26 protein-coding genes are annotated in these 25,429 nt (G+C 49.2%); 17 read left to right on the top strand and 9 right to left on the bottom strand.

The annotated features are described in order from the left end of the window. Window positions 1–2: 2 nt before the first annotated feature. From C9I98_RS18215 to C9I98_RS18205, 3 genes are read left to right on the top strand one after another with little or no spacing between them, the layout of a single operon-like run. Window positions 3–308 (top strand): magnetosome protein MamC family protein, encoded by a 306-nt coding sequence (locus tag C9I98_RS18215; RefSeq protein ID WP_036826858.1) that lies wholly within the window; start codon window positions 3–5, stop codon window positions 306–308. Further along, window positions 301–609, top strand: a complete 309-nt coding sequence (locus tag C9I98_RS18210) for a YtxH domain-containing protein (RefSeq protein ID WP_036826855.1) — start codon at window positions 301–303, stop codon at window positions 607–609. The genes C9I98_RS18215 and C9I98_RS18210 overlap by 8 nt, the downstream gene beginning before the upstream one ends. Further along, window positions 609–2,669 carry a heavy metal translocating P-type ATPase gene (locus tag C9I98_RS18205; RefSeq protein ID WP_036826852.1) on the top strand — a complete coding sequence of 687 codons (2,061 nt, stop codon included), beginning with the start codon at window positions 609–611 and terminating at the stop codon, window positions 2,667–2,669. The genes C9I98_RS18210 and C9I98_RS18205 overlap by 1 nt, the downstream gene beginning before the upstream one ends. A gap of 11 nt (window positions 2,670–2,680) precedes the next feature. On the opposite strand, the gene yieH is transcribed toward C9I98_RS18205, so the two are convergent. Then, window positions 2,681–3,346, bottom strand: coding sequence for a 6-phosphogluconate phosphatase (yieH, locus tag C9I98_RS18200; protein ID WP_036826849.1), 666 nt, complete (start codon window positions 3,344–3,346; stop codon window positions 2,681–2,683). Between the two features lie 209 nt (window positions 3,347–3,555). Next, window positions 3,556–4,014, bottom strand: coding sequence for a hypothetical protein (locus C9I98_RS18195; protein WP_107272328.1), 459 nt, complete (start codon window positions 4,012–4,014; stop codon window positions 3,556–3,558). Between the two features lie 79 nt (window positions 4,015–4,093). Here C9I98_RS18195 and C9I98_RS18190 point away from each other — a divergent pair, with 79 nt between their 5' ends. Next, window positions 4,094–4,753: a CatB-related O-acetyltransferase gene (locus C9I98_RS18190; RefSeq protein WP_036822232.1), complete on the top strand. Its 660-nt coding sequence runs from the start codon at window positions 4,094–4,096 to the stop codon at window positions 4,751–4,753. Between the two features lie 95 nt (window positions 4,754–4,848). Here C9I98_RS18190 and C9I98_RS18185 read toward each other — a convergent pair whose 3' ends face one another. Next, complete coding sequence (locus tag C9I98_RS18185) at window positions 4,849–5,475, bottom strand: CatB-related O-acetyltransferase (RefSeq protein ID WP_036822230.1); 627 nt, start codon at window positions 5,473–5,475, stop codon at window positions 4,849–4,851. A 124-nt stretch (window positions 5,476–5,599) separates the two neighbouring features. Here C9I98_RS18185 and C9I98_RS26565 point away from each other — a divergent pair, with 124 nt between their 5' ends. Beyond that, complete coding sequence (locus tag C9I98_RS26565) at window positions 5,600–5,740, top strand: hypothetical protein (protein WP_158262696.1); 141 nt, start codon at window positions 5,600–5,602, stop codon at window positions 5,738–5,740. A gap of 218 nt (window positions 5,741–5,958) precedes the next feature. Here C9I98_RS26565 and C9I98_RS18180 read toward each other — a convergent pair whose 3' ends face one another. Continuing rightward, the gene (locus C9I98_RS18180; RefSeq protein ID WP_036822227.1) at window positions 5,959–6,663 is read right to left on the bottom strand and encodes an IS6 family transposase; all 705 of its coding nucleotides are present in this window, start codon (window positions 6,661–6,663) and stop codon (window positions 5,959–5,961) included. A gap of 31 nt (window positions 6,664–6,694) precedes the next feature. On the opposite strand from C9I98_RS18180, the gene C9I98_RS18175 reads away from it, so the two are divergent. The 3 genes from C9I98_RS18175 to C9I98_RS18160 all read left to right on the top strand — a co-directional run bounded on the left by C9I98_RS18175 (window position 6,695) and on the right by C9I98_RS18160 (window position 10,989). After that, window positions 6,695–7,333, top strand: coding sequence for a substrate-binding domain-containing protein (locus C9I98_RS18175; protein ID WP_051902177.1), 639 nt, complete (start codon window positions 6,695–6,697; stop codon window positions 7,331–7,333). Window positions 7,334–7,627: 294 nt separating this feature from the next. After that, window positions 7,628–8,821, top strand: coding sequence for an acetate/propionate family kinase (locus tag C9I98_RS18165; RefSeq protein WP_107272307.1), 1,194 nt, complete (start codon window positions 7,628–7,630; stop codon window positions 8,819–8,821). A 203-nt stretch (window positions 8,822–9,024) separates the two neighbouring features. Beyond that, window positions 9,025–10,989 (top strand): LamG-like jellyroll fold domain-containing protein, encoded by a 1,965-nt coding sequence (locus tag C9I98_RS18160; protein ID WP_107272306.1) that lies wholly within the window; start codon window positions 9,025–9,027, stop codon window positions 10,987–10,989. 410 nt (window positions 10,990–11,399) lie between these two features. Here the strand turns inward: C9I98_RS18160 and C9I98_RS18155 are convergent, their stop codons facing one another. Next, on the bottom strand, window positions 11,400–11,789 hold the full coding sequence (locus C9I98_RS18155) for a DUF2799 domain-containing protein (RefSeq protein ID WP_036824041.1): 390 nt from the start codon (window positions 11,787–11,789) through the stop codon (window positions 11,400–11,402). Between the two features lie 97 nt (window positions 11,790–11,886). Next, entirely contained in the window at window positions 11,887–12,855 is a 969-nt protein-coding gene (locus tag C9I98_RS18150; RefSeq protein WP_036824038.1) for a TDT family transporter, read from the bottom strand. 982 nt (window positions 12,856–13,837) lie between these two features. Between C9I98_RS18150 and C9I98_RS18145 the strand changes: the two genes are divergently transcribed. Continuing rightward, window positions 13,838–15,865, top strand: coding sequence for a methyl-accepting chemotaxis protein (locus C9I98_RS18145; RefSeq protein ID WP_107272305.1), 2,028 nt, complete (start codon window positions 13,838–13,840; stop codon window positions 15,863–15,865). 86 nt (window positions 15,866–15,951) lie between these two features. Here the strand turns inward: C9I98_RS18145 and C9I98_RS18140 are convergent, their stop codons facing one another. After that, entirely contained in the window at window positions 15,952–16,923 is a 972-nt protein-coding gene (locus tag C9I98_RS18140; RefSeq protein WP_036819303.1) for a glycosyl transferase family protein, read from the bottom strand. Window positions 16,924–17,066: 143 nt separating this feature from the next. Here C9I98_RS18140 and C9I98_RS18135 point away from each other — a divergent pair, with 143 nt between their 5' ends. The 7 genes from C9I98_RS18135 (at window position 17,067) to C9I98_RS18105 (ending at window position 23,135) form a co-directional block, all read left to right on the top strand. Then, complete coding sequence (locus tag C9I98_RS18135) at window positions 17,067–17,381, top strand: YbjQ family protein (protein WP_036819304.1); 315 nt, start codon at window positions 17,067–17,069, stop codon at window positions 17,379–17,381. Window positions 17,382–17,575: 194 nt separating this feature from the next. Then, complete coding sequence (locus C9I98_RS18130; RefSeq protein WP_036819305.1) at window positions 17,576–18,943, top strand: DNA-3-methyladenine glycosylase 2 family protein; 1,368 nt, start codon at window positions 17,576–17,578, stop codon at window positions 18,941–18,943. After that, window positions 18,940–19,401, top strand: a complete 462-nt coding sequence (locus C9I98_RS18125; protein WP_036819307.1) for a methylated-DNA--[protein]-cysteine S-methyltransferase — start codon at window positions 18,940–18,942, stop codon at window positions 19,399–19,401. The genes C9I98_RS18130 and C9I98_RS18125 overlap by 4 nt, the downstream gene beginning before the upstream one ends. A gap of 127 nt (window positions 19,402–19,528) precedes the next feature. Further along, complete coding sequence (locus C9I98_RS18120; protein ID WP_036819309.1) at window positions 19,529–19,906, top strand: PilZ domain-containing protein; 378 nt, start codon at window positions 19,529–19,531, stop codon at window positions 19,904–19,906. Between the two features lie 12 nt (window positions 19,907–19,918). Then, a complete protein-coding gene (locus C9I98_RS18115; protein WP_036819311.1) occupies window positions 19,919–20,929 on the top strand; it encodes a M23 family metallopeptidase in 1,011 nt (336 codons plus the stop codon). Window positions 20,930–21,221: 292 nt separating this feature from the next. Then, window positions 21,222–22,607, top strand: a complete 1,386-nt coding sequence (gene dbpA / locus C9I98_RS18110) for an ATP-dependent RNA helicase DbpA (protein ID WP_036819312.1) — start codon at window positions 21,222–21,224, stop codon at window positions 22,605–22,607. A gap of 183 nt (window positions 22,608–22,790) precedes the next feature. Next, a complete protein-coding gene (locus C9I98_RS18105) occupies window positions 22,791–23,135 on the top strand; it encodes a hypothetical protein (protein WP_036819315.1) in 345 nt (114 codons plus the stop codon). Window positions 23,136–23,160: 25 nt separating this feature from the next. On the opposite strand, the gene C9I98_RS18100 is transcribed toward C9I98_RS18105, so the two are convergent. Beyond that, the gene (locus tag C9I98_RS18100; RefSeq protein ID WP_146153888.1) at window positions 23,161–23,511 is read right to left on the bottom strand and encodes a WXG100 family type VII secretion target; all 351 of its coding nucleotides are present in this window, start codon (window positions 23,509–23,511) and stop codon (window positions 23,161–23,163) included. Window positions 23,512–23,776: 265 nt separating this feature from the next. Next, window positions 23,777–23,971, bottom strand: a complete 195-nt coding sequence (locus C9I98_RS18095; RefSeq protein WP_036819319.1) for a hypothetical protein — start codon at window positions 23,969–23,971, stop codon at window positions 23,777–23,779. 421 nt (window positions 23,972–24,392) lie between these two features. Here C9I98_RS18095 and C9I98_RS18090 point away from each other — a divergent pair, with 421 nt between their 5' ends. Beyond that, on the top strand, window positions 24,393–25,400 hold the full coding sequence (locus C9I98_RS18090; protein WP_036819321.1) for a substrate-binding domain-containing protein: 1,008 nt from the start codon (window positions 24,393–24,395) through the stop codon (window positions 25,398–25,400). Window positions 25,401–25,429 lie beyond the last annotated feature (29 nt).

Below are 25,429 nucleotides of genomic sequence, written 5' to 3'. Positions count from 1 at the left end.
CTATGACTAACTCGACTAATAAGCTGAATCCAGCAAGTCGGGCAATGATAGCGGGTGCCATCATTGGTGGTACCGCTTCGGCTGCAAGCCAGTGGAAGTCGCATCAGCAAGGCGAGCTGGAGACTAACCAGATGGTGACTAAGGTCACTACCGATGCGCTGAAAACTGGGCTTGCAAGCGGAGCCGCTACGTATGTTGCCGATAAAATGGCAGGGCGGCCTGTCTTGTCGATGCTGACGGTACTGAGTACCGGGGCCGTTGGCTTGTACTTGATGGATCAATACGCGGAAAAGAAAAAACATGGATAAGAATAACCCACAGTATTACCACCCATATTATGGATATCAGGCACCTGTGCAAACTCAGCAACCTGCACCCCAAGCACCAAGTTACAAGAAAGACAACAGCAAAACCCACTTTGCAATGGGGTTGGCGGCAGGGGCGGCTGTGGCTTACTTGCTGACCAACAAGAAGTTTCAGCAAGGGGTGAGTGCCACGGGTGAAAAAGCGTGGTCTGCAGTTCGTGGTGAAGTGGAAGAATTAAAAGAGCGCCTTGAAGACACCCAAGCGGAGCTCGAGTATTACCGAAGCCTGCATAAGGGTGAGTGATGAATGAAATTTACCTTCAGCACCGTTTTCCGGGCCGGATAAGGTTCAAGGTTCCCGCGCTCAAGCAGTACCCTGATATCGGTAATTGGATCAAGCAAAGCCTGATTGCCATTCAAGGTGTAAACGATGTGCGGGTTAACCAGTATGCATGCTCTGTGATCATCCAATACGATACCCTCCTATTGGATAATCCGACATTATCAGCACGCCTGCAGGCGCTGGATCTGGCCTCGGGGGAAGCCTCGGAGTCAGAGCACGAGTATACCCGTGGTGATGTGGCCCTGAATGTTATCGGTACCTTATCGGCAGCCTTGTTGCCCAAGTGCTGGGGGGCGCTGACCACGGCTAGCTTGATTGCCCCGACCTTGGCGGAAGGGATCAGCGAGTTGCAAGAAAAGCGGGTGACTGTTGAAGTGCTCGATGCTATTGCCGTTGGGCTATCGGCGTGGCGTGGCGACTATCGAACCGCCATGCTTACCCAGAGTCTCATCAGCTTTGGTGAGTACATGGAGCAGCATACCAGCCGAAGCAGCGATAAGTTGTTGGCGGACCTGATCCGGCCGCAAGAGTCGTTGGTATGGCGCATTACCTCTGCTGGCAAGCAGCAATGCTGTTCATCGGACTTGGTTGCAGGTGATTTGATCGAGCTGATGCCTGGCGATGCCATACCTGTCGACGGGGTAATTGAGTCCGGTGTGGGGCTTATCAACCAATCGACGCTGACCGGTGAAAGCGTACCGGTTCGCCGGGAGGAAGGCGCGCAGGTTTATTCCGGGACTTCGGTGCACGAAGGCGGGATTAAGATCCGGGTTGAGAAAGTCGGTAGCGAGGCGACGACGGCAAAAATCGCCAAGCTGATCTATGACTCGCTGAGCGAGAAAAGTGAAATTCAACAAGTTACCCAAGATATGGCTGATCGCCGGGTTAAACTAACCTTGGGGATCGGCGCCGCGGTTTTTGCCCTGACCCAAGATATGAACCGGGTCGCCTCGGTATTCTTGGTCGACTATTCCTGTGCCCTTAAGCTAAGCACGCCTGTGACCTTCAAGTCGATTATGTACCGGGCGGCGCAAAGTGGAATCTTGCTCAAGGGCGGCAGCGCGATCGAGAAGATTGTTGATGCCGACACTTGTGTTTTCGACAAGACGGGTACGCTGACTTACGGCGATATGGAAGTGACGGATGTGGTACCGCTCAGCGATGCCAACACAGCCCGCGACTTGCTCGCTATCGCCGCATCGGTAGAGGAGCACAGCAGCCACCCGCTATCGCAGGCCGTGGTAAGTGCAGCCAAGCACAATGAGCTACCGCATATCGACCATGGTGAGGTTGAGTATGTGATTGCCCACGGCTTGCGTAGTACGTTGGATACCCATTGCTTGGTCATGGGCAGCCGCCACTTCCTGGAAGTCCATGAAGATGTCGACTTTGTGCCGTTCGAGCCGCAGATCCGTGAGTTCGAGCAAAAGGGGCGCCACCTTATCTTTATTTCTCACCAGCAAAAGCTCATCGGGATGATAGGGCTGCGAGACCATTTGCGTGATGATGTCCACCAGACGCTAGCCTCGCTGCGCGATTTGGGGATCAATGAGCTAGTCATGATTTCTGGCGACCGGGCTTTCAAGGCCGAGATGTTGGGCAATGAGCTTAAGCTGGATAAGGTCTATGCCGAAGCGACGCCCGAGAGCAAGTCGGCAATTATCGAGTCGCTAAAACAGTCGGGCCGCAAGGTGATGTTCGTGGGCGATGGTGTTAACGATGCACCGGCGCTGACGGCTGCCGATGTGGGGATTGCCATGCACAAGGGAACGGAGCTGGCTAGGCAGGCCGCCGATGTGGTGTTGCTCAAGGATACACTCCACGGCGTGGCGGAAGTGCGTCAGTTATCCCAAGTGGCAATGTCATTGGTGAACAGCAACATTAAGCTGGCCGAGTACGTCAACAGCGGCATCATGTTCTCAGCTGCGATGGGGATGCTAAGCCCTGCGATGAGCGCATTGCTTCACAATGGCACAACATTGGCTATTCTAGCCCGCTCGTTGGCGGCCAAAAACGCCTAGTTGATTGGCCACTATTTGGCTTCAATATGCTCCAGAAATTGGTGCATAGAGCGAATGGTGGTCACTACAGGATGCTTGATATCGGGCGCATGCTCGTTCGCCGCAAAGTGGAAGGTGGGGATATTGGCATTGATCCCGGCGCGTACCCCCTTCTCGGTATCATCGACGAAGACGCAATCGCTTAGGCGGTATCCCATGTGCATGGCCGCAAAGTGGAGCAGGTCCGGATCCGGCTTCCAGCTGCTGGCTTCAAAACCACTGAACAGCTTTCCTTCAAAGTAGGGCAGCAAGCCCGTCAGCCCCAGGGTGTGCTCCATCTTAAATACCGGGCCGTTGGAGGCGATACACATCTCGATACCCATTTGCTGAAGCTGGGCAAGCACCTCAGGAACCCCGTCAATAGGCTGCAGGTGCTTGTCGAACAGTTGGCGGCACTCTTCGCGGTACATGGGTTCTAGAATATCGATGGGCGTTGTGACGCCTGTGCGCTTGCGGGTTTCGGCAAGGATATCGAAGATTTTTCCCCCCTGAAAATGGCGGATGCACTCCTCAAGGCTTAGCTTGCCGCCTTGGCGCGAAAAGATATTCACTAGGGCCTGATTGCACAGTATTTCGCTGTCAACGAGCGTGCCGTCGCAATCAAAGATCACGCAGCGGATCTTATGTGGTCTGTCCATGATACATCCTAGCCTGTCAGTTATTTTCAAACCCGGTTTTCGTGGGGATACCAAGATTGATATTACAGGCTGGGCCGTTCGACAATATACAGTTTAGTGTTTTGTTACCTGTATCGCTGTTGGCAACAATGGGGGGAGTAAAAATGTGGCGGCAAGCGTATTCGCTTGCCGTTAGTAATTGATTTAACAATACTACTCAGCGCTTAGTGTTAACGCCATTTCGTGATGAATTGCTTTAGTATATCGATGCTGTTGCCGGATTGTTGTTGTTCGGCAAGCAGGAAGTCATAAATGGCATCTTCGTGTTCCTGTACCAACTTGAACATCTCTCGCTCGGCGGTGGCAGCATCGGCTTGTTCGCGGTACTTCAATGCATAGGGTTTAACCCATGGCACCAGAGTATCGATGAGGCTGGCCCAATCGAGGTGCATCCATTTTTGCGCGTCGCCGATCCCTTTGTTTCGCATCTCTTCTGCTCTGTCATTCAGGCTTATTGGGTGCTTCTGTAGCGCTGTTTCGAGCTTCAGGGCGGTAATTTCTTCAACTTGTATCAGAAGTTGCCATTTATCGATATGGCTATCGTCGCTATACTTTTGGGCAAAAGCAGAGAAAAAGGCAATGCCGTATAGCTCACCAAGGTAAGCGGAATACAACTGTTCTAAATGCATGGGTAACCTGTATTGGATGGTGGTTGCAGGGAGAAAAGCAAAACGGAGAGCATACTGGCAATCATTATAAGGGGTAGCTATGTCTTCTTCCATCTTTCCATCATGGCTGGGTGGCTATGAGATCAAGGCTCATGTCCGTAACCCGAATATCACAGTGGGCGAACACACTTACTATTCCGGTTACTACCACGACAAGCATTTTGAAGATCACTGTGTAAGGTATTTGCTGGGGGATCACTCCAGCAAGGCGGTGTGGGAATCGGGTATTTTTGGTGAAGTAGACCAACTCATCATTGGTAAGTATTGCTCTATCGCCTCGGGTGCCACCTTCATGTTGGCCGGTAATCAAGGCCATCGCCACGATTGGATTTCGTCGTTCCCGTTCGATGTCGGTAAGTTTGGCGACAAGGTCAAATCCGGTTTTGAACGTGCGGGGGACACCGTCATCGGCAATGATGTCTGGATTGGCTCCGAGTGCGTGATCATGCCTGGCGTGAAAATTGGTGACGGTGCCGTTATTGGGGCCCGTGCCGTGGTCACCAAGGATGTTGCGCCCTATTCGGTTGTGGTGGGCAACCCGGGGCAGGAAATCAAGCAGCGCTTTAGCCAAGCGCAAATTGCCATGCTGCTGGAAATGAAATGGTGGGATTGGCCGTTGGACGTGCTGCAGGCCAATATGGATATTATGTGCAGTAATGATATTGAAGGTTTGTACCAACGTTACCTGCAAACTCGCTGATTTTTAACCATAGTAACGTAGTGAGCAAACACTAACCTGTTTCGCACCGGCCAACTTTAGGCCGGTGTGTTGTTATTATGGGTGGGTTGCTTGCTCTACCGCGCATCGTATCGCTGGTGGGCAATCTCCAGGGCATCGATATCAGAGGCACAAATCAGTGATTTGAGCGCATCGAATTTTTCTTGTGGCCAGTCGTAGATATCCAATGCCAATAAGCGAGCAATCACTTCGTTTGAGAATCGCGTTTTTATCGGCTTGGCTGGCGAGCCACCAACAATGGTGTAGGGGGCGACATGCTTGGTAACTACGCTATTGGCTGCCACAATTGCCCCCTCCCCAATGGTTACGCCGGGCATGATCATCGCCCGCATGCCTATCCAGCAGCCATCGCCAAGGCGGGTGTCCCCCTTCGATTGGTAGCTTTCCTCGATATTGTCCATAAACGGGTAGAGCGAAAACCAATCTTGGCGGTGGGTATGGTTACCGCCCATCAAGATCACCGCTTGTGCCCCAATGCAGACGTAATCCCCGATATGGAGTTTGTCGACTTCCCAGCGGGGCTCCCAGTTACGACTCACCTCATCGCCATGGAGGTAGCGGACTACCGAGCGTTCGAACCCATCATCGTAGGCGTCGCTGTAATAGCTGTGTTTGCCTTTGATGGTAATGTTTTTGTTGGTGACGGTTTGATGGAGCATTTCCATCTTTGACCAGTGCTTCATACGGTTATACCTAAAATATTTATACCCAAGTAGCTTGGGCTTATGCGATAAAGCCGCAAGTACACGCGTACGCCATTTCAACCTATTGCTGGTTGAGGTTGATAATTGATAGTGGCGATTTGCAATGTATTGGTTTGATGCGGCAGTGAATGTTTGTGCGGGTGGAGCATTCACTGCCAACGCTAAGCAATACGGGGTTGCTTTAGGTAAGCAATCACTACCACAGTCGTGCTTTCTGTCGGGCAGCAATGTAAAACTGGCATGAGCACTCCTGAATGGCTTGGTGATGGGGTTAAGGTCGCGATGATACGCTTATAGCTGGGCAGGTTCAAGGTGCTGTCTTGTGATTGATAGCTGCATATGAAAAAGGCTGCCCGGTAGGTAGCGGGCAGCCTGACCATAACAATGCTCAAATTGTTATTGGCTGTTTACGGCACTGTTGCAAAGTTGACGATGAACCTGTTTTATCGGGACTTTCATTCCCTAAACAGTAAACATCTCCTCAACCAGACGCACTTCGGCCAAAGGACCTCGGCCATATAACCAATGCGCAAACTGCCCTTTTCGAAACATGCGCATCACTTCAAAGCCCCTGATGGTCGCAAATGCTGTTTTCATCGATTGAAACCCTCGAACCGGATTAATCAATCGCTTTAATTTGCCATGGTCGGATTCTATCGGGTTGTTCAGGTATTTAACCTGTCGCTGCACGATGTTGTCAGCACACACCTTATTTTTCTTTAAAGACGCCAAGGCCGGTGTATACGACCTGTCTTTATCCGTGTTGATCGTTTTTGGATGTTGATGAGGCTCGATGCTGCGTAACGCCTTGCCCAGAAAGCATTTCGCTGCCTTTTGATTTCGAGTGCGGGAGAGGTAAAAATCGACGGTATGGCCCTCTTTGGTGATGGCGCGATACAAGTACATCCAGATCCCACTCACTCGCACATAGGTCTCATCAACCTGCCAGCTGCTACTCCATCCAGGTTTCCAGCACCAACGTAATCGCCTTTCTACTTCAGGGGCATAACGCTGAACCCATCGGTATAAAGTAGTGTGGTTGACGGTGACACCCCGTTCTAACAACATCTCTGCCAGCTCTCGGTAGCTAATACCGTATTTGCAGTACCATCGCACTGCCCAAAGGATAATATCGCGGGAAAAATGACGCCCTTTGAAATCTGACATACAATGGCTCCGTTAGGTATTTAAGGCTAGCGTGCCTGAGTACTCAAACTTTGCAACGGAGCCCTATTATTTCTTGCCCGAGGCACTGAAGGCTTTCCACCAGCAGTACCTGTCAATCGATGTTGAGATTTTGATTGCCAACCAAGGCGCTAACCTCAATAAACGCGAAGCCGACCTACTTATTTCACGTACCAAACCCGAGCAACCGGATATGGTTGTGAGCTTCTTGCACCAAGAGCCAATGTCTTTTTACGCCCACCAAGCGTATTTGGCGGAGGTCGGTATGCCCTCATCCTTGGCGGATTTGCACCATGGCCGGTTTAATCTTATTGGCTATGATCAACTCGACTTCTACCAACAAGCAGCACAGCAAGTGGGCCACACTATGTCCAAGTCTCAGCTGAGCTTTCGTACCGATAGCCATAAGATGCAAATTGAGTTGGCTAGGGCGAAAGCTGGCGTGGCGGTGCTGTTTAAAACGATCGTCGCCCGCTACCCCGAGCTTGTCCCTGCACTCCCTAAGGCCCAGCTGCCTGACGTAAATTGGTGGCTGGTTTGCCACCGTGATGTACACATCAACCCCCGTATCCGCCATCTGATGACATTTTTGAGCCAGTGGTTTCAAAGTGGGAAGGGTGATGCTTCGCAAAAGTATGCTTCTAGCCTATAAATGCTGGCAAAATTTGATGCATATAAAAAAAAGTTAAGAATAATCTGTACCCATGGCTAATAATTAGGCAAAGGGAAACGTTTTCGTCGATAAAAATTGATCTGAACCAGTGAAATTTCAATTTTTTTCATTTTTGTAAAAACAAAAGTTGAGTTATTCAAAAAAAATTGAATAATGTAATCAAAACCTATAATGCTGAGAAAATGCTGCTCCACACATTTTCCTTTGCAGTTCTGAAAAACGTGTAATAGGACGTATTGTCCTTGAGCCCTAAACATTCTTGATGAGATAACCATGAGCAACTCTCTAGTACTTGTAATCAACTCTGGTAGTTCTTCACTGAAGTTCGCACTAATCGACACTGTTAGCGGTGAAGCAACCCTGAGCGGTTTGGGCGAGTGTTTCGGCCTACCTGAAGCTGTAGTTAGCTGGAAAATCGATGGTGAAAAGCACGAGCACAAGCTTGACGCTGAAGGTAACCACCACCAGCAGGCAGTCGATCGCATCGTTACCCTGCTTGAAGAACTTGGTATGAAGCAAGACATCGTTGCCATCGGTCACCGCGTTGTACACGGCGGCGAGAAGTTCACTAAGACAGTGAAAGTTGACGAGAATGTACTTGCTGAAATCGAGAAGCTGAGCGATCTTGCGCCGCTTCACAACCCTGCACACGTTATCGGCATGCGTGCAGCGATGAAAGCCTTCCCTGCTCTGGCTCAGTACGCAGTATTCGACACTGCTTTCCACCAGTCTATGCCTGCTAAAGCATACACGGGTGCAATCTCTCAGAAGCTATACACAGACTATGGTATCCGTCGCTACGGCTTCCACGGCACAAGCCACTACTTCGTAAGCCGTGAAGCTGCGAAAGTAATCAACAAGCCTGTAGAAGAGAGCAACTTCATCTCTGTTCACCTTGGTAACGGCGCATCTGTATGTGCTATCAAGAACGGTAAGAGTGTTGACACCAGCATGGGCTTCACCCCACTAGCCGGCCTTATGATGGGTACGCGTTGTGGTGACCTTGACCCGAGTATCATCGAGTTCCTTCTGAAGAAAGGCTGGTCTCAGCAAGCAGTATTCGACGAGCTGAACAAGAAGTCTGGCCTACTAGGTGTATCTGGCCTAACTAGCGACTGTCGCGGCATCATCGAAGCGATGGAAAACGGCCATGAAGGCGCAACACTGGCATTTGAGCTGTTCTGCTACCGAGTAGCAAAATACATCGGCTCTTACATGGTGGCACTGGATGAGCTAGACAGCATCATCTTCACTGCGGGTATCGGTGAGAACTCAATGCCAATCCGTAGCAAGATCCTAGAGAACCTGAAGATCTTCGGCTACCGCGAAGACGAAGAAGCAAACGCTGCTGCTCGCTTCGGTAACCAGGGTATTATCACCAAGCCAAACACGCCTGTTGCGATGGTTATCCCGACTAACGAAGAGTGGGTCATCGCGAAAGAATCAATGGCGCTACTACACGCTTAATTGATTACTCGAAAGCCGCACAATATGGAGCCTCAGTTAGTGTCAGCTAGCTGGGGCTTTTTTTTACTTCCCTAGCCCTCACCTGTCGCAGAATATAACTTTAACTTAATTTAGTATTAAGTATTTCTTAATCACATTAGATAAAAACTGTCATCATTCGAAATTATGCTTTGCCTTCTTCAACCAATGGCAAGGAAAAAGTTGTGATTAAATGGAAATATTCAGCTCTGGTGGCGTTAATTGCCTGGGCAATAACGGGGTGTGATGACGAGACCGTTTCTGTATCCGGTGAGCAGCATGGACAAAACATACCCAATCACATAAAGCCGGATTCGAATGTAACGCTAGCAGTTGCATGGGATGTCGATACTGAACCGTATGGTGTGAAAATTGCACCAGATAATGTTGGTCAAATAAAAACCGCAACACTTGTTGAGCATGACTATGATACTTTGGTCGGGCGTACCATGAGTTTCAATGGTTCTGAGGCTCTTTATTTCGATTACGATTCAATGCTGAGTATTGAAGATATACAGCTTTCGGAACAACGAGCTGTCTCTTTCTGGTTCAAGCTTGATAAAGAGCAAGAGTCTGGACAAATTCTGTCTATCATGGATGGTTCCAAAAATACCCGACGAGGCCGTGAGCCTTTTTTAATGTATGACCCTGATAGCGGTACGCTTGAATTGTGGCGTAAATATCATGGTTCTACAGAGCCGAATGATGCTCCGCCTGTTAATTTAATTGATGATGTACCGGTCGAGCGTGGGAAGTGGCATCACATAGTCGTCACTTCTAGTTTGGAATACTCTCAAATTTTCTTGAATGGTGAGTTGGCCGGTACTGGCGAACCTATCTTAGTTAACTCACCAGCATTGCATTTTGGTCGCAGCTACCCAGGGGAAGTGAACCCATACCCAGATGTTCAGTCAGCTAAAATGGCGATGGACAATATTCGCGTCTACCAAAACGAGATGTCAGGGCGCTATGTGAAGGCATTATTCAGTAGAGAAAGTGGTGAGGAAGCGGTGGGTGTACCTGCTATCAACCCAACTCCATCTATTGGGGTAAAGAATATTCGCTTTAAAAACTTTGAGTTGTCATGGCAGTTGCCTCCGGAATTTATGAGTGATGAGGGTAGAACATTTAAAGTGTTTGTTAGCGACTCTGAAGATTTTAAAAACGTAATTTCAGAGCACTCAACCACGGATAGCTTTTTTAAGCCAGAATTGCTCGAACCGGGTAAAACGTACTACTGGCGGGTTGATGTCGTTACGAATGGAGAGATTGCCATTGGTGATGTCTGGAGGTTTACTACTGAAGCTGAGATTGATGAGACACAAACGCCGGATCAAATTAGGGTGATGGCGTATAACATTTGGTGGGCTGGTGCTGCACCTGGAGGGGCACGAAGCCAAGAATATGTTTACGAGCAAATGGTAGAAAACGGCGTTGATATTGTGCTTATGCAAGAGTCATATGGTTATCAGCAGGCGCTAGCAGATAAACTTGGTTTTCATTTATGGCCAAAAACCGACGCGGAAGGTCAAAACATCACAGTTTTATCTCGTTTTCCTATATTGGACGAGCTGATAAATGATGGGCGTTTTGTCGGCGTGCGATTAGATATTGGTGAAGGGCGTGAAATTGATGTTTACAGCACTTGGCTTCATTATGGTGATGATACTGTCAACAGTGCAGCCGATCCTGAAATAACGAACGAAGAACTGACTGAAATTGATTTTGCGGCCGATTATAGTGTGCTTGAAGCTGCATTGCCTGAATTTGAAGCATCAGCGCAAAGCACAAGGCCAATCATTGTCGGCGGTGATCACAATACGATTTCGCACTTGGATTATACCGATGCCTCTAATCGTTACGGACGTGGACAGCTTTCATTGCCAAAGTCAGAGTTATTTCAAAATGAAGGATATATTGATTCATACCGTGAGGTTTACCCTGATGAGACGAAAGATCTCTGTTTCACTTGGTCGCCTTTCCATACTTCCAACCCCGGCCAAGGACGTATCGACTTTATTCATTATAAAGGGGATCAAATTACAGCTGTTGAGGCAAAGTGTCTTCTTAATGATGGACACCAAGAGTTTCATCCGTCAGATCACGGAGCAGTAATTACAACTTTTTCTGTGAATAAAGCAAATTGGTAGTGCGCTTTTTTACCACTCTGTGATTTTTTTAAAAAAGCAACAGCCGTGTTTGTTTTTTGCTCGGGTTGGATAATTGACATTTAGTCGCCTGCAAATCGATATGCAACTGGTTTGGTTTTAAGGTCAGCTTCAGATGATTTCGATCAAATTAAGTTGAGTAAACTAAAATAGTTTTTGTGTTAATAAAAAAATATGATAAATTAGCTTCATGATTTAAGAGCATCAAATCAACAATATTTGTACTGTTGCCCTTTTTGTAGGAAGGGGAATGGCAAATCTATTGCGCATATCATGCTTGTAGATTGTGCTGGGGAAACCCAGATATCCTGCTTGGAACACAGGGTAATTACGGAACGGGAAACGGCGCTGGGCATAAGTCCAGCGCCGTTTTTTCTTTCAATTTATAACGCTTATTCGCTGTTTAGCCAAAGCAGATCCTGCCCAGCGACATATTCCTTGTAGCCCACTTCCCAACCTTCAACAGCCAATCGCTCATTGGCGGTATTTAGGCATTGGCCTGTGTATTGTTGGCCATTTTTACCGTGTTTGTAGGTGTTGTAAGGAAGGCAGTAGTCTTCGATGCCCTTTTGGTAACCGAGCATGTATTTTTCGATGTCAGCCTCGGAGAGGCTGTTGAGTAGTTCTAGCTCTGATTGGTTTCTGACAATACGGCCAGATTCACCATCTTTGAGGCCAAGGTATTCCCATTGCCCTTTCTGTGCCAGTTCGTCTTCATACTGACTTTGGCCAGTACAGGCAAAGAGCGTGAACGCTGTAACCAATATAACAAGTAGCTTCATGGTCAACCTCCTTCATCTTTCCCTTTATAAGTATATGACCAGAAAATAAAAAGGCCTTATAAAAAACAAGGTCTTTTCTTTATTTTGCTTAAGTGGGCTAGGTATTGGATGACAGCAGGCGTTGTGGCGCGGCCTTAGGGCAGTAATATCCGAGGTAATTCCAGCCAACCCAGAGTACCAAGCCAGTGGCAACAACGAGCTCGAATGCGCCCAGTCTTTCTAGCCATACCCAGTGGGGGTAATCAACCAGCAGTTGCTGCGTCAGGCGCTCTAGGGCAACGGCACTGATCACCGAAGGGAAGGTGACCGCAGCCAGTGATGGTTGAAAACGCTGTTTGAGCAGATAGAAATAGCAGAGGTACACCAAGATGGTCATGGTGATACCCACGCCGGCTAATGCACCGGTAAGGATCGGATCCGGTTCTTCAACGTTGACAAGATAAGCTGTCAGCGCAAGGTTGACGGGGGCTGCCATAATGGCAAGTGTTGGCCTTGCTGGGCGAGGCAAGCGGCCTGAAAAGCAAAGGCGGTACAAGACGACAGGCAGCATCAGGAAGTAGATGGTAATACAGATGTCAGTCATCGCCAGGGCAAATTCTTCCTGGCCTATTTGGGTACCGGCCAAGGTGCCGCTGATCGCCCCAACCGGGTAAAGAAACCAGCTTGGATAAAGGTTGGTAAAGCGAAACTTTCTGAGCTGAAAGAAGAAGAAGATGCTTAGCATCGTAAAATGTAGGCTCAAAGCTGGATACCAAAGTAACTTGGCGGCAAAAACATTGATAGATGACAGGTAGTCAGCCAGCATCAGCAGCGACATCGACATGGGAGCCATCAAGCTGCCATAGAGCGGATGACGAAGGTCGGTGATAAATTGTTTGGGGTTCAGCAGGTATTTTGCAACGACAGGCGTTAGCAGTAGCGCGCCGATGAATGCGCAGGTTCCCCGTATCCAGCTTTCCTCGCTGGGGAAGAACAAAGACCACGCCAATCCCGTACCAGTTGTGGCAAGGGCTAGCGCAGCTTGGGCGGTGGGGATACGTAGCAGGGTGGCTGCAATCGCTGTCATTGAATCAAAAAGGCCTTGTAAATAGTGGATAACAGAACTGTGTATTTTACACCAGATCTGGACCGATCGGGGATGCAACCTAAGATTGTTACTTTTGGAAGTACTTGGACAAGTGAGATCACATTTCAGCATAAGATTTTTCGAAATCTGTTTGCTAAAAGTACGAATTAGTACCATATTTATTGTGTGACCTGTAAACGAGCTGTTTCATTAAAAGCTTACGGAGGAATGAGCTGTTTTCATAGGGCTCAGGGCTACAGGGATCAGGTTGATGAGAATCAACCATTGCGTTAAAAGTAACACAGCTACATTGTTATACCGTAAACGCAACACGCTAAGTGCTTTTTATGCTTAGTTTACAATTTGGTGAGCAACACAAAATATTTATACTTCTTCGCCAATACAGATTGATGCCCGTTTTAAATTAGTGACTGTATCCGGGCACGGCATACTCAACGTAATGAGTGGCGAAGCCGCAAGTAGTGAAACATAACATTCACGCCTGATGTGCGTTGACCCGGCGAGTGTCGAGTTGAGCATGACGGCAACAATAGAGATATAAGTACAAGCCGCACTGCAATGGTGCGGCTTTTTATTTGCCTGAATTATAATTGTGCACACTATAAGTGCATGATTATGCCTCAATGGTATCTTACCCGCGCCCCAAATTGGCCGCTTCGCGCCTTATCACTGAATATCATGCTTTTTTATTAATAAAAGCGTCTATTGCATGTTGATTTTATTAATTTTCTGTTTAATAAGGATTTTTTACTGTTATCCACAAATTCAGTGGGTAACTTTATGGTAAATACCAGATCTAATTGATTAACTTGTCATCAATTGTGTACATAGGGCTCTGGAAAATAAGTTGTTGATCTCTGTCATTAAAGTTGCAAAAAGTATGCAATCTAATCCCTTATGAGTATAGATTTTGCTACCTTTGACTAAATAATGAGGCTCCATTAATAAAAAGAGGTTATTTATGTTTAACCCGCTTCGTAAACTGACAGTCAGGCGCACCCTACAAGTTGTCTTTATTGTTCCTACCATTTTGCTGCTAACGTTCCTTTCATTGCAGATCAATACCCAACTTACCGCGCTGCAAGAAGCCAAAATTGCAGAAGAAACCGTCGCGTTATTTAACCGGTATGATGAAGTGGCCCATCAATTTGCGGTTGAGCGAGGGCTAACTGCTGGTGTGATTGGTTCCAAGGGGCAAGGTAAGCAGGTCGCAGCACTGACTAAGCAGCGTGTTGCCGCCGATCAGGCCTATCAGGCACTACTGAGTTTCCAGCCTGAGTATTTGAATGCGGGTGAAATGCGCCAACTGGTTGGTGTGGTGCGTGAGCAATTAGACAGACGACAAGACATCCGCCGTCAAGTTGATGCGTTAGTGCTGGTGGACTCGCCTTTTGCCTACTACTCCAACATTAACAAGTTGGCGTTGGATAACCTGTCTATCCTGCTTTCCCAAATCAGTAACGCTGAGCTCAAGCAAGAGATGCAAGGCTTACTGCAATTGTTGGTCATTAAGGAGCAGGCGGGCATGGCGCGTGGCGCGCTGAACGGCGTCTTTGCAGCGAAGCAGGCTGATCTGGAGCGCTACGCCCAAATTGATAGCTATATTAAAGCTGAAAGTTATGCCTTGCGTCAGGCGCAACTGTTGTTAACCGGTGATATGGCTGCGGAAGTTAACCGTATTACTGGTACCAGCCAATGGCAGCAGGTAATGCAAATTCAGCAGCAGTTCCTTGGCCAGAAAGCATCACTGGATACTGTCAACGGGCCCGAGGCTTCACAGTGGTTTGCGTTGGCGACCGAGCGTATTGGTATGGTGAAGGCACTGCGTGATCAGATGACCAGCGAGTTGGTTGCGACCGTATCTGCCCACAAGACCTACAGCCAGCAAATGCTATGGCTGTCGTTTGCTGTCATCTCCTTGGTGATTGTGCCACTGGTGGTGTTGACCGTGATGTCGCTGCGCCAGCTGACTCAGCGAGTGGAGCGCTTGTCGAAGCAGCTTTCGACAATGGCGGCCAATAAAGATCTAACGATCCGTGTCGGTGATGAGCAGGAAGATGAGTTCGGCCAGATCGCCCGATTGCTTGATCACCTGACAAGCAGCATGCGGGAGACCCTGCAAAAAGCCCATACCGTGGCTGACGATACCCAGAATGAAATCGAGGCCATGGTGCAGTTGATTTCCCGTGCCCGCAACGACAGTGAGCAAACCCATACCCGTTGCGATAGCATTGCTACGGCAATGACCGAAATGGCACAAACCAGTGAGGAGGTTGCCGGGGTCACTACCGATGCCCAGCGCAGCACAGACTCTGTACGTGAGAGTGCTGAATCAAGCTTTACCCATAGCGAGCGCTCACTTACCTCAACAACAAGCTTGTTGGAAAGCGTGAACGAAACCTATCACTGCATTGAATCACTGGAAAAGCAGATGGGTAGCGTGTCGGAGATCCTTGATACGATTAATGCGATTTCTGAGCAGACAAACCTATTGGCGCTGAATGCGGCAATTGAAGCCGCTCGTGCTGGAGAGCAGGGCCGAGGCTTTGCCGTGGTGGCCGATGAGGTGAGAACGCTGGCCCAGCGTAGCAAGCAGTCGACTGAAGATATTCGCCAGCTACTCAATGGTATTTCAGATGATGCCAAAACCTCATACCAGAATATGCAGCAGAGCCGTGAATCGAGCCTGGAAACTCAGCAGGTCGTTTCTGAAACCAAGGCATTGGTAGAAGGATTGATTGGTAATGTTAATGAAATTGCCGATTTCAACACCAGTATTGCAGCCGCTTCTGAGCAGCAGTCGCAAACCGCCCGTAGCGTTGATAGCGATGTTGACGGCCTACTTGAGTTGGCAGGCAATACCATGCAGGCCATTGCCAATATCCATGATGAGATGGCGATGGTGAAATCGCGAATGACTGAGCTGGCAGCGGAAGTGAACGAGTTCAAGATCAATAGTGATACACCAATTTCGGTGCGTATTGATTAATTCTTTCCTGCTTCCTTTGGCGTTGAAATAAAAACACCGGCTTTGTCAGCCGGTGTTTTTATTTCGGTAAATATCGGCAGGGGCCGTTAAGCCAAGCGATGTTCCCACCAGTGGCCAGCTTGCTCCAATGCTGCAGCTTGATCGGGGCATACCCCCATCAATTTGAGGATCAATGCGGCGGTTGATATAACGGCATGCTTACCATAGTTGTTCTCGACTTCACCAAGCCAGAGTTGCTGTAAAAACGTCCCGCTGATCTCGCCGTGCTTGCCTGATGCCCCTTCGAGGTAGGTTGGCCACTCTTCGTTAAACAGCTGCCCTTGCTGGACACCTGCGACACGGCAGGCCGTGCGCGGATTGCGCTCGCTCTCACCGCCTTCACCTTTTAGCGCCACCATGTTCCTGTCGCCGACCAGCTGGGCCGCTTCTGCGTGCAATTGTTCGTAGCCTTGGTGGAAGATACCATGGATGGCAAAAGGGGCTGCGGTTGGGTTCAGCGCCCTGGCAACGGTATTGAGCGGGGTACGAAGCCCGACTAAATCGCGAAGTGCTAGCAGCTCAATCAGTGGCTCGCAGTACGCTGACAGGGGGATATAGCAGATGTTGTCTTTTCCAAGGATTTGACTGGCTTCCTCGGGGGTACTGGCTTGCCGGATCCCCAAGTCAGGGCAGGCACTTTCAATTTGGTATTTGATAGCATCAACCGCAAGGTGGCCGCTAAGCATGATCCGGATACCATTTTGAGCCAGCAGCTTGGCTGCAAGCAGCAGGTAAGGCGGTTGGCGGCGCTTACCGGCAAAACACGGCCAGTCGACATCCACATCCAACGCTTGCCATTGCGGTGATATGCGTTCACGCAAGGCTTGAATGTAACCTGCAGCTTCTTCATTGGTTTCGCAGCGAACCCGTTGCAGCATCAGCAGGGTGGCTAGCTGGAGGCGCTTAGCTTTGCCATCGAGGTACATGCCCAACGCTTCTTTGGCTTCTTCTTGGGTCAGCGGGCGCCGTCCTTTCTCGCCGCGACCGACATGTTTGATAAATTCTGAAAAGGCCGTCATCTTCGTTCCTTGTAGCTTGATATATATCGATAGTAGCATTAAGTCACTGTTTGATCAGCGTGAACGCTTTTTGTTGTCTTGTTTTGCCTTTAGCCGGCAACTCTTATACCTTTTCTAATTGGTGATTAACTAAGGAGATGACCATGCTGTTTGTAACAACCCCAGATGTACCCGGTAGGGAGATCAGTGAAGCATTGGGCACCGTCACGGGAAACGTGGTGCAATCGAAGCATGTCGGGCGAGATATCATGGCTGGCTTCAAGACCATCTTTGGCGGCGAGATCAAAGGCTATACCGAGATGTTGACCGAAGCGCGCAATGAAGCCTTGCACCGCGCAATCACCGAGGCTGAGTCGATTGGAGCCGATGCCATTGTCAATGTGCGCTTTACGACGTCGGCGATAATGCAAGGTGCCAGTGAGATTTTGGTTTACGGCACCGCTGTTAAATTGAAATAGCCACGCTTGGTAAATAGTAACGATTGGCAAATAACGGCGCTTGGTAAATCACAACGCTGGGTAAATAGCGCTATTATCGTTGGTCAGCATTCAGTTCCGAAAATGGCTAGTAAAGGGCATCACAGGCGGTAGACTTGAGTTAAGGATCATCACTTAACCATTGTCGAATCACGACTTAATCAGGGGTCACCGCTATGATGTCACCCGCTCAGTGCCAGCAAGCCAGGTTGGCGCGGGATAACCGCTACGACGGCTTGTTCTTCACTGCCGTGAAAACCACAGGCATATACTGCCGTTCAATTTGCCCTGCGCCTTCACCGTTGGAAAAGAACGTTGAATATTTCGACTCGGCGTTTGCGGCTGCCCAGGCCGGGTATCGTCCATGCTTGCGCTGCCGCCCTGATAGTGCGCCGGGCTCTCCGGCTTGGCGGGGGAAAAATGCGACCTTGACCCGTGCAATGGGGCTAATAGAGCAAGGCGATCTTGCTGAGCATTCGCTTTCAGAACTCGCGGCGCGGTTAGGGGTTAGCGATCGTTACCTTCGGCAGCTATTTGTTGAGGAAATAGGCTTATCACCAAAAGCCTACAGCTTGTATAACCAATGCTTGTTGGCAAAAAAGCTATTGCATGAAACCAACCTACCAATCACCCAGCTGGCTTATGCCTGCGGCTTTAACAGTATCCGCCGCTTCAATGACTGCTTCAAAAAACAGTTTTCGTTGTCGCCTTCGGCACTGCGCAAGGAAAATGACGATAAGATACTGGGCGGTAAAGCCATAACCATCAGCTTGTCATATCGCCCACCGTATAATTGGCAAGACATTCACGACTTTTTCGCTTCACGCTTAATAGAAGGGCTGGAATGGTTGGGGGATGACTATTACGGCCGGACGATCAACGACGGCTTGGGGACGGGGTGGTTTACCGCAAGGCACCAAGGTGATAAGGCAAGGTTCCTTGTCGAGATCCAGTTATCTGAGTTGACCGAATTAGCCAAAGTGATTGCCAATATTCGCCGCTGCTTGGATTTGGATGCCGATTCGACCTTGATTGAGAGCCGGGTTGGGCAAGCGGTTGGCATGCCTCAACCGGCTATCACCGGGTTACGGCTACCCGGGGTATGGAGCCCGTTTGAGGCGGGAATACGGGCTATCCTTGGCCAGCAGGTATCGGTGAAGGCGGCTAGAAACCTGGTGGCTAAGCTGGTGGCGATGAACCCGGATAACCAGCAACAAAAGTTGTTCTTTCCCCGTCCTGCGCAGTTTGGGCTGTTGGATCTCGATACCCTTGGAATGCCGCAACGCAGGCGCGAAACCATTAAAACCTTCGCGGCGTATGCCTGCGAGCATGATTTGCACGACAGCCAAGCCTTGCTGGCCTTGCCGGGGATTGGCCCTTGGACGGTGAACTACCTGCGCATGCGTGGGATAAGCGATCCGGATATTTTTCTTGAAGGCGATCTCGGGGTGAAGAAAGCGATAGCAAAGACACCTTGCAAGCCTGAACTGGCAGCCCCTTGGCGCAGTTACTTAACACTTTATTTATGGAATACCTTGTCATGAGCAATCAACTGATTAATAGCCCGTTTGGCTGGCTGAATATTGTCGCGGACGACAGCGCTGTCACGGCCATAGAATTTGATGCTGCCCCCGATATGGTGCAACAGCCCAATGCGATGACGGCGCTCTGTTTCGAGCAACTCTCTGATTACTTCGCAGGCAAGAGGTTGGCGTTTGATGTGCCGTTGAACATGAAGGGGACGGCATTCCAGCGCACTGTATGGCAGGTACTCAATACTTTGGACTATGGCCAGACTTGCTCCTACGGGGACATAGCTAACCAAATTGGCAACCCAAAGGCGGTAAGGGCGGTAGGGGCCGCAAACGGCAAGAACCCAATTCCAATTATTGTACCGTGCCATCGGGTGATAGGTAGCTCGGGCAAACTGACCGGCTATGCGGGTGGGTTAGACATTAAAATTTGGTTGCTGGAGCATGAGAAAGCGGTTGCAGCTAAATGAACGGGGTAAATAGCGAATCTAGATCATAACTTTTTTATTTTGTCTGTAGGCGCAATGTAAAAAGATGGAGAAACATCTCAAAATCTTTATACTTAGTGGATAAAAGAACAACAAAAATGAAGTGTTTATGGTCGAACGTCGTCATTTTAGTCGCATTCTTTACCAAGTTCCGGCAACGCTTACCCACTCCGGTGACGAGTGGCAGGCAGAAGTGCGGGATTTGTCATTGCGTGGAATTTTACTGACTTGTCCGGATAACTGGAGAGCCAGCCCCGATGGGCGCTACTGGGTAAAATTTTGCCTGCATGAATGCGATATCGCATTGAGGATGGAAACTGAACTCGTTCACCATGACGCTCACTACTTACGTATGCAGATTTATCATATTGATATTGAAAGTGCCGGGCACCTCCGGCGTCTGGTCGAACTGAATGTTGGAACCGACGAACTATTACACCGAGAGCTAGAGCAGCTCGCTGATTTACAAAAACCAATTAACGAGTAGTCGTCGGAAACCATGTCAGACAATATTTGTATCTCGGTGTCAGATCACCGGGGCTCCTCTCATTATGTCATTAACCGCCTGAAGAAACGCTATGCCGCCTTGGTGGCGAGTTCGCTATTGCTAACCATTGGCGTCGGTAGTTTCAGTGTTTATAGCCTGTATCAGGAGAACTTGCGTTCGAATCAGCAGTTGAGCCAGCTGAACGTGCAGGCTGAGCAGTTGACCGAGTCACTATCAGCGGAAAACGAAGTGAACCAAGCCCTACTCGATGAGCTACATAGCAAGAAAGTCGAGCTGGAAGTGTTAACTCAGCGTATCGATGACGTTGAGACTATCTTGGGTTTGCAGTCATCGGAAGACGGCGAAGAAATTTCGCTGGAAGACCGAGTCGATAGTGCGGCAATCAGCTCCGCAGTGCGCGGTACCTTGTTTAGAATGCTACCTAACGGCAGTCCTACGCCGGGTATTCGTATGTCGTCGCATTTCGGCGCGCGGATCCACCCGGTAACCGGCAAGCTTAAACGTCACCTTGGGTTGGACTTTGCGGCCAACACGGGGACAGAAATTTATGCGCCGGCTGATGGGGTGGTGGAGATCATTCGTCCGAGCAACAAAGGGTCGGGCAATTTCCTTAAGGTTGAGCATGCGATGGGGTTTGCGACCACTTACTCACACCTAAGCAAGTTCAATGTTAAGCGTGGTAAGTTTGTTCGCAAGGGAGACTTGATCGGTTGGTCAGGGAATTCCGGTCTATCAACGGGCCCACATTTGCACTATGAAATCCGCTTCCTTGGCCGGGCGCTGGACCCCCGCCCGTTCGTCGAATGGACGCCGGATAACTTTGATTCCTTGTTTGAGCAAGAAAAAACCGTGCAGTGGGCATCGCTGCTGGATATGGTGGGGAATGTGGTGTCGATGCAGGTGCAACTTACCCAGTCGCCGCACATTGCCCGCCCGATAGCGACAGCGAGCAACGAGGGCAAGGCAGAGCAAGCCAAAGCGTCCGACACCTCGGCGCTGTAACCTCAGGCCCAGCCCAAGGTTAGATCAGGAATGTTAACTACTTGGTTGCCATTGCGTGGCAACCAAGTTTAAACCCTCCTTTTTCCTATTTCATTCTTGTTTGCTTCCCCGCTTGAACGGGACGGCTATTCTTTGGCGATTATTGCTATCTTTTTATCCCCAAGGCTGTTAGTGTCGCTGCCCTTGAGGTGATAGGTGCTGTATTTCGACCAGCGGTATCACGATTTATGATTTCTTTTTTGCCTGCATACGCAACACGTTTGGGTGTGCGGGGGATGATAGGATACTGCCTGTGAGCAAGAACGCATTTTCAAACTTAAGCCTTAAACCAGATCTTCTTAGTAACCTGACCACCATGGGTTACGAAGAAATGACCCCGATCCAGGCACAGAGCCTACCGCACATCTTGGCGGGCAAGGACGTGATTGCTCAGGGTAAAACCGGCTCGGGTAAAACTGCGGCATTTGGCTTGGGCTTGCTTGATCACCTGAACGTGAAGCGTTTTCGTATCCAATCTTTGGTGTTGTGCCCGACCCGCGAACTGGCCGATCAGGTCGCGAAAGAAATCCGCAAGTTGGCACGCGCGATTCATAACATCAAGGTACTGACGCTATGCGGCGGCATGCCTTTTGGTCCGCAAATCGGCTCGCTTGAGCATGGTGCCCATATCATTGTTGGTACGCCGGGCCGTGTTGAAGAGCATTTGCGTAAAGGCTTCCTATCGCTTGATGATCTTAACTTGCTGGTATTGGACGAAGCCGACCGTATGCTGGAAATGGGATTCCAGGATGCCTTGGATGCCATTACTGATGCCGCGCCGGTTGACCGCCAAACTTTGCTGTTTAGTGCTACTTATCCGAAGCAGATTGAGTCGATTGCCAGCCGCATTATGCATAAGCCGGTTATGGTGAAGGTGGAGTCCACCCACGATAGCAGCAGTATCGATCAGCATTTCTACAAAGTGGAAACCAACGACGACCGTATGACGGCGCTGCGCCTGTTGCTATCGCAGCACCGCCCTGAGTCCACTGTCGTGTTCTGTAACACCAAGCGTGAAGCGCAGGAAGTGGCGGATGACTTGGAGCGTTATGGCTTCAGTGCCCTTGCGCTACACGGTGATTTGGAGCAGCGCGAGCGTGACCAGACCTTGGTGCGTTTTGCGAACAAGAGCGCCTCTGTGCTGGTGGCCACCGATGTGGCTGCCCGCGGCCTTGATATCGACGCGTTGGATTGCGTGATCAACTACCATGTTGCCCGTGATACCGAAGTGCATGTTCACCGTATTGGCCGTACAGGCCGAGCGGGTAGCCGAGGCATCGCTTGTTCGTTCTTTAGCGACAAAGAGCATTACAAGATTGCCCTGTTGGAAGACTACCTTGATAAGACGATTGAAGGCGAAGAACTGCCTCCGCTCCACCTGCTTGATCAGCCAACCCATCGCCCTTCGATGGTAACGCTGCAAATCGGTGGTGGTAAGAAGCAGAAAGTCCGCCCAGGCGATATTCTGGGGGCGCTAACGGGTGAAAATGGTATCCGTGGCGATCAGGTTGGCAAAATCAATGTGTTTGCCATGACAGCCTTTGTGGCAGTGAAGAGCGACGTTGCCCGCTTCGCCTTGAAGAAGCTGGAAAACGGCAAACTGAAAGGCCGCTCGTTCCGCGTTCGTCAGGTACGTTAATTTTCGTGCGTTAATAGCAGCTTCGTTGTATTTAGTGATAAGTATTGAAAACCCGCGTTGGATTGCCAAGGCGGGTTTTTCTTTGCCATTTCTATGCAATAATTGACTCTGCTTATGAGAGCGGTAATCTAAATAAGAACACCAAATTGCTTTTTATCGAGGGGCGCAACAAGGATGGTCGTTATGCGTAAACATTTAATGGTGCTTGCATTGTTGCTTGGGAGCTCGGTTTCTGGCTCATTACTGGCTCAGGAGCGTGAGCTTGGCGAGGTGTTTATCCAAGAGTCGAAGCAAACCCAGCGACTGGAATTCATCGGTGAAGGCAACCGCCCTGTTCATAACACCATGGTTGATGACCATAGCGTAAACCAGAATATGAATTCATCTGATCCCACTGAGTTTGGCACCGGGGTAAAATTCAATGCCACTGATGATTTTAGTATTTCGGTGCAGGCTGGTGGTGAGCTCAATGATTTAGATTCGCTGGATGTCGACAGCGGCTCTGTGACGTTTGAATTGAGCTACTAGCCGCGAGTTTTGTCACTGTATTTGATCACGGCTCCAGGCGAGTGCTTCCAACCTCAATTGGGGATTCTCCTTCCCAATTATCTAGAATAAAGGCCCTTTTCGCGTCTAACCGTTGTTGAAGTTGTTTTATCTCGTCTTCCGATTGGGAGAGTTGGTGATGAAGGGCTTGAGCGATAGCCTCCATTTCCTGGTAGCTGAATTGCTCATCGTTGATATTGCGATAAACGTCAGCAGTATTGTCGATCACCACTTGTGGTGGCTTGGTGGGCAGGGTACGACGTTTCTTTTCTTCCAGTAAAAAATCAATCAGAAAGTGGCACATCAGCATGAAAGACAAGACTGCACTGGCGCCATAGATCTTTTTCCTTACTGGCACTTTCTCCTTTGTCGACAGGATAGTCAGCAAGGAACAGACAAGTATCAATAACAAAAGGATCATGGTCACTATTCTCTGTAGCTATATTATGCGTGTCATTGTGATTGGATTTACCCCAATAAGCGTAGGGAAAATACCAATCGTCAATTATTTGTGCCATGAATATATTGTTAAGTTTTGTATCTTTGCAGTGTGGGTGCAGGAATAAAAGAAAAGGCTAGCCAACCGAGGTTGCCTAGCCGATGGTATGTCTACAAGGTATGCATTAGTACTGAGACTTTTTAGCCTCGGCTTTTTTGAGTTTGTCACACTCGTATACAGGGATTGCTGTGGTGCCGAGAATCTTACCGTCTTGCATACAGATGATATACGGTACTGTGGCACTACTGCCTCCACTCATTCCTTCAGCGAAAGTAAAGCTAGAGAAGGCGATACAGAACAGCACGAAGAGCTTTTTCATTGTTTCCTCCACTTGTTGAGCATTACATGACTAAGTCCACCGACTTCAAGGTACAGATGCAGTGTGGCCCTTGTGCCCGAAATGATTCGGGGGATAAGAGCCAGACAGTAAAAGCGTAGCAGTGTTTGGCTTTCTTTCACGCTTTAAATTAAGACTAGCAAGTGATTGCGACAGCTAAGGGGAGAGGGTGATCACGCGATGCGAAATCATGGTGGAGCATTGCACTGCGAGAATTACACTGAGTGATCAGCTGCTTGTCTATTCTTTCAGTATACGTTTAATGCTATTGCATATGCTGACTGTCAGCTTAACATTGGCGATAAAGTGCTGTCATTTTAATGATATGCAATTACTTTTACCTAGCTATATTGTTATGTTACTGTAACATCATACTTAATCCTCGCAGTTTACGATTCCCAGCATGCAACAAGAACAAAAAAAGTCCCGTCCAACCCTTCAAGATATTGCCGACCGTGTTGGTATTACCAAAATGACCGTTAGCCGATACATGCGCAACCCTGAGTCGGTTTCGGCAAAAACTCGCGAGAAAATAGCGGTTGTGGTTGAAGAGCTGGGCTATATCCAAAACCGCGCGCCGGCCATGCTGTCTAAGTCCTCCAGTAAGGCCATTGGGGTATTACTGCCGTCGTTGTCGAACCAAGTGTTTGCCAGCTTTGCCCAGGGCATCGAGGCCGTGACCAATGCCAAGGGCTATGAAACCTTGATTGCCCACTTTAGTTACGACGAAGAAGTGGAAGAGCGTAAGATCGCATCGTTGTTGTCCTATCAGGTGGATGGCCTGATCCTGACCGGCACATCACACACGGCAAGAACGTTACAGATGATCAAAACGGCTGGCATTCCGGTAGTGGAAGCGATGGAATTGCCAGATAGCCCTATCGACATGGTGGTTGGGCTTGATCATGTCGAAGCGTCATATACCGCAGTTAAAGCCATGATTGAGAAGGGTAAAAAGCACATCTCTTATTTTGGTGCCCGTTTGGATACCCGTACCCAACTGCGTATGGCAGGCTACGATCGGGCGATGGATGAAGCCGGATTGGAAAAATCCCATATCCTGACCCAGGAGCATTCCAGCTTTACCCTAGGCGGGGAGCTGCTGGTGCGCGCATTGGAGGAAACGACAGCGTTAGACGGGGTGTTTTGCACCAATGATGATATTGCCATCGGGGCCATCCTTGCTTGTAAGGAGCGCGGGATCCAAGTGCCAGAGCAGCTGAGTATTGTGGGTTATAACGCCCTTGATATCGGTCAGGCAATTTCGCCACGCTTGACCAGTGTTGATACACCACGATTTGAGATTGGTGAGAAAAGTGCTGAGCTGTTGCTGTCGTCCATTGAGGGAAAGCCTGAAGCGCTGAAGGTGCATGATCTTGGTTTTACCGTCACCGAAGGCGAAAGCTTGTAAGGTATAAACAAGAGTTTGTAAGGTATAGA

Source organism: Photobacterium sanctipauli (assembly GCF_003026495.1).
In the GTDB taxonomy this organism is placed as follows: Bacteria; Pseudomonadota; Gammaproteobacteria; order Enterobacterales; family Vibrionaceae; genus Photobacterium; species Photobacterium sanctipauli.
The sequence above is the reverse complement of the archived record's forward strand: the minus strand, read 5'-3'. Positions and strand labels throughout refer to the sequence as shown.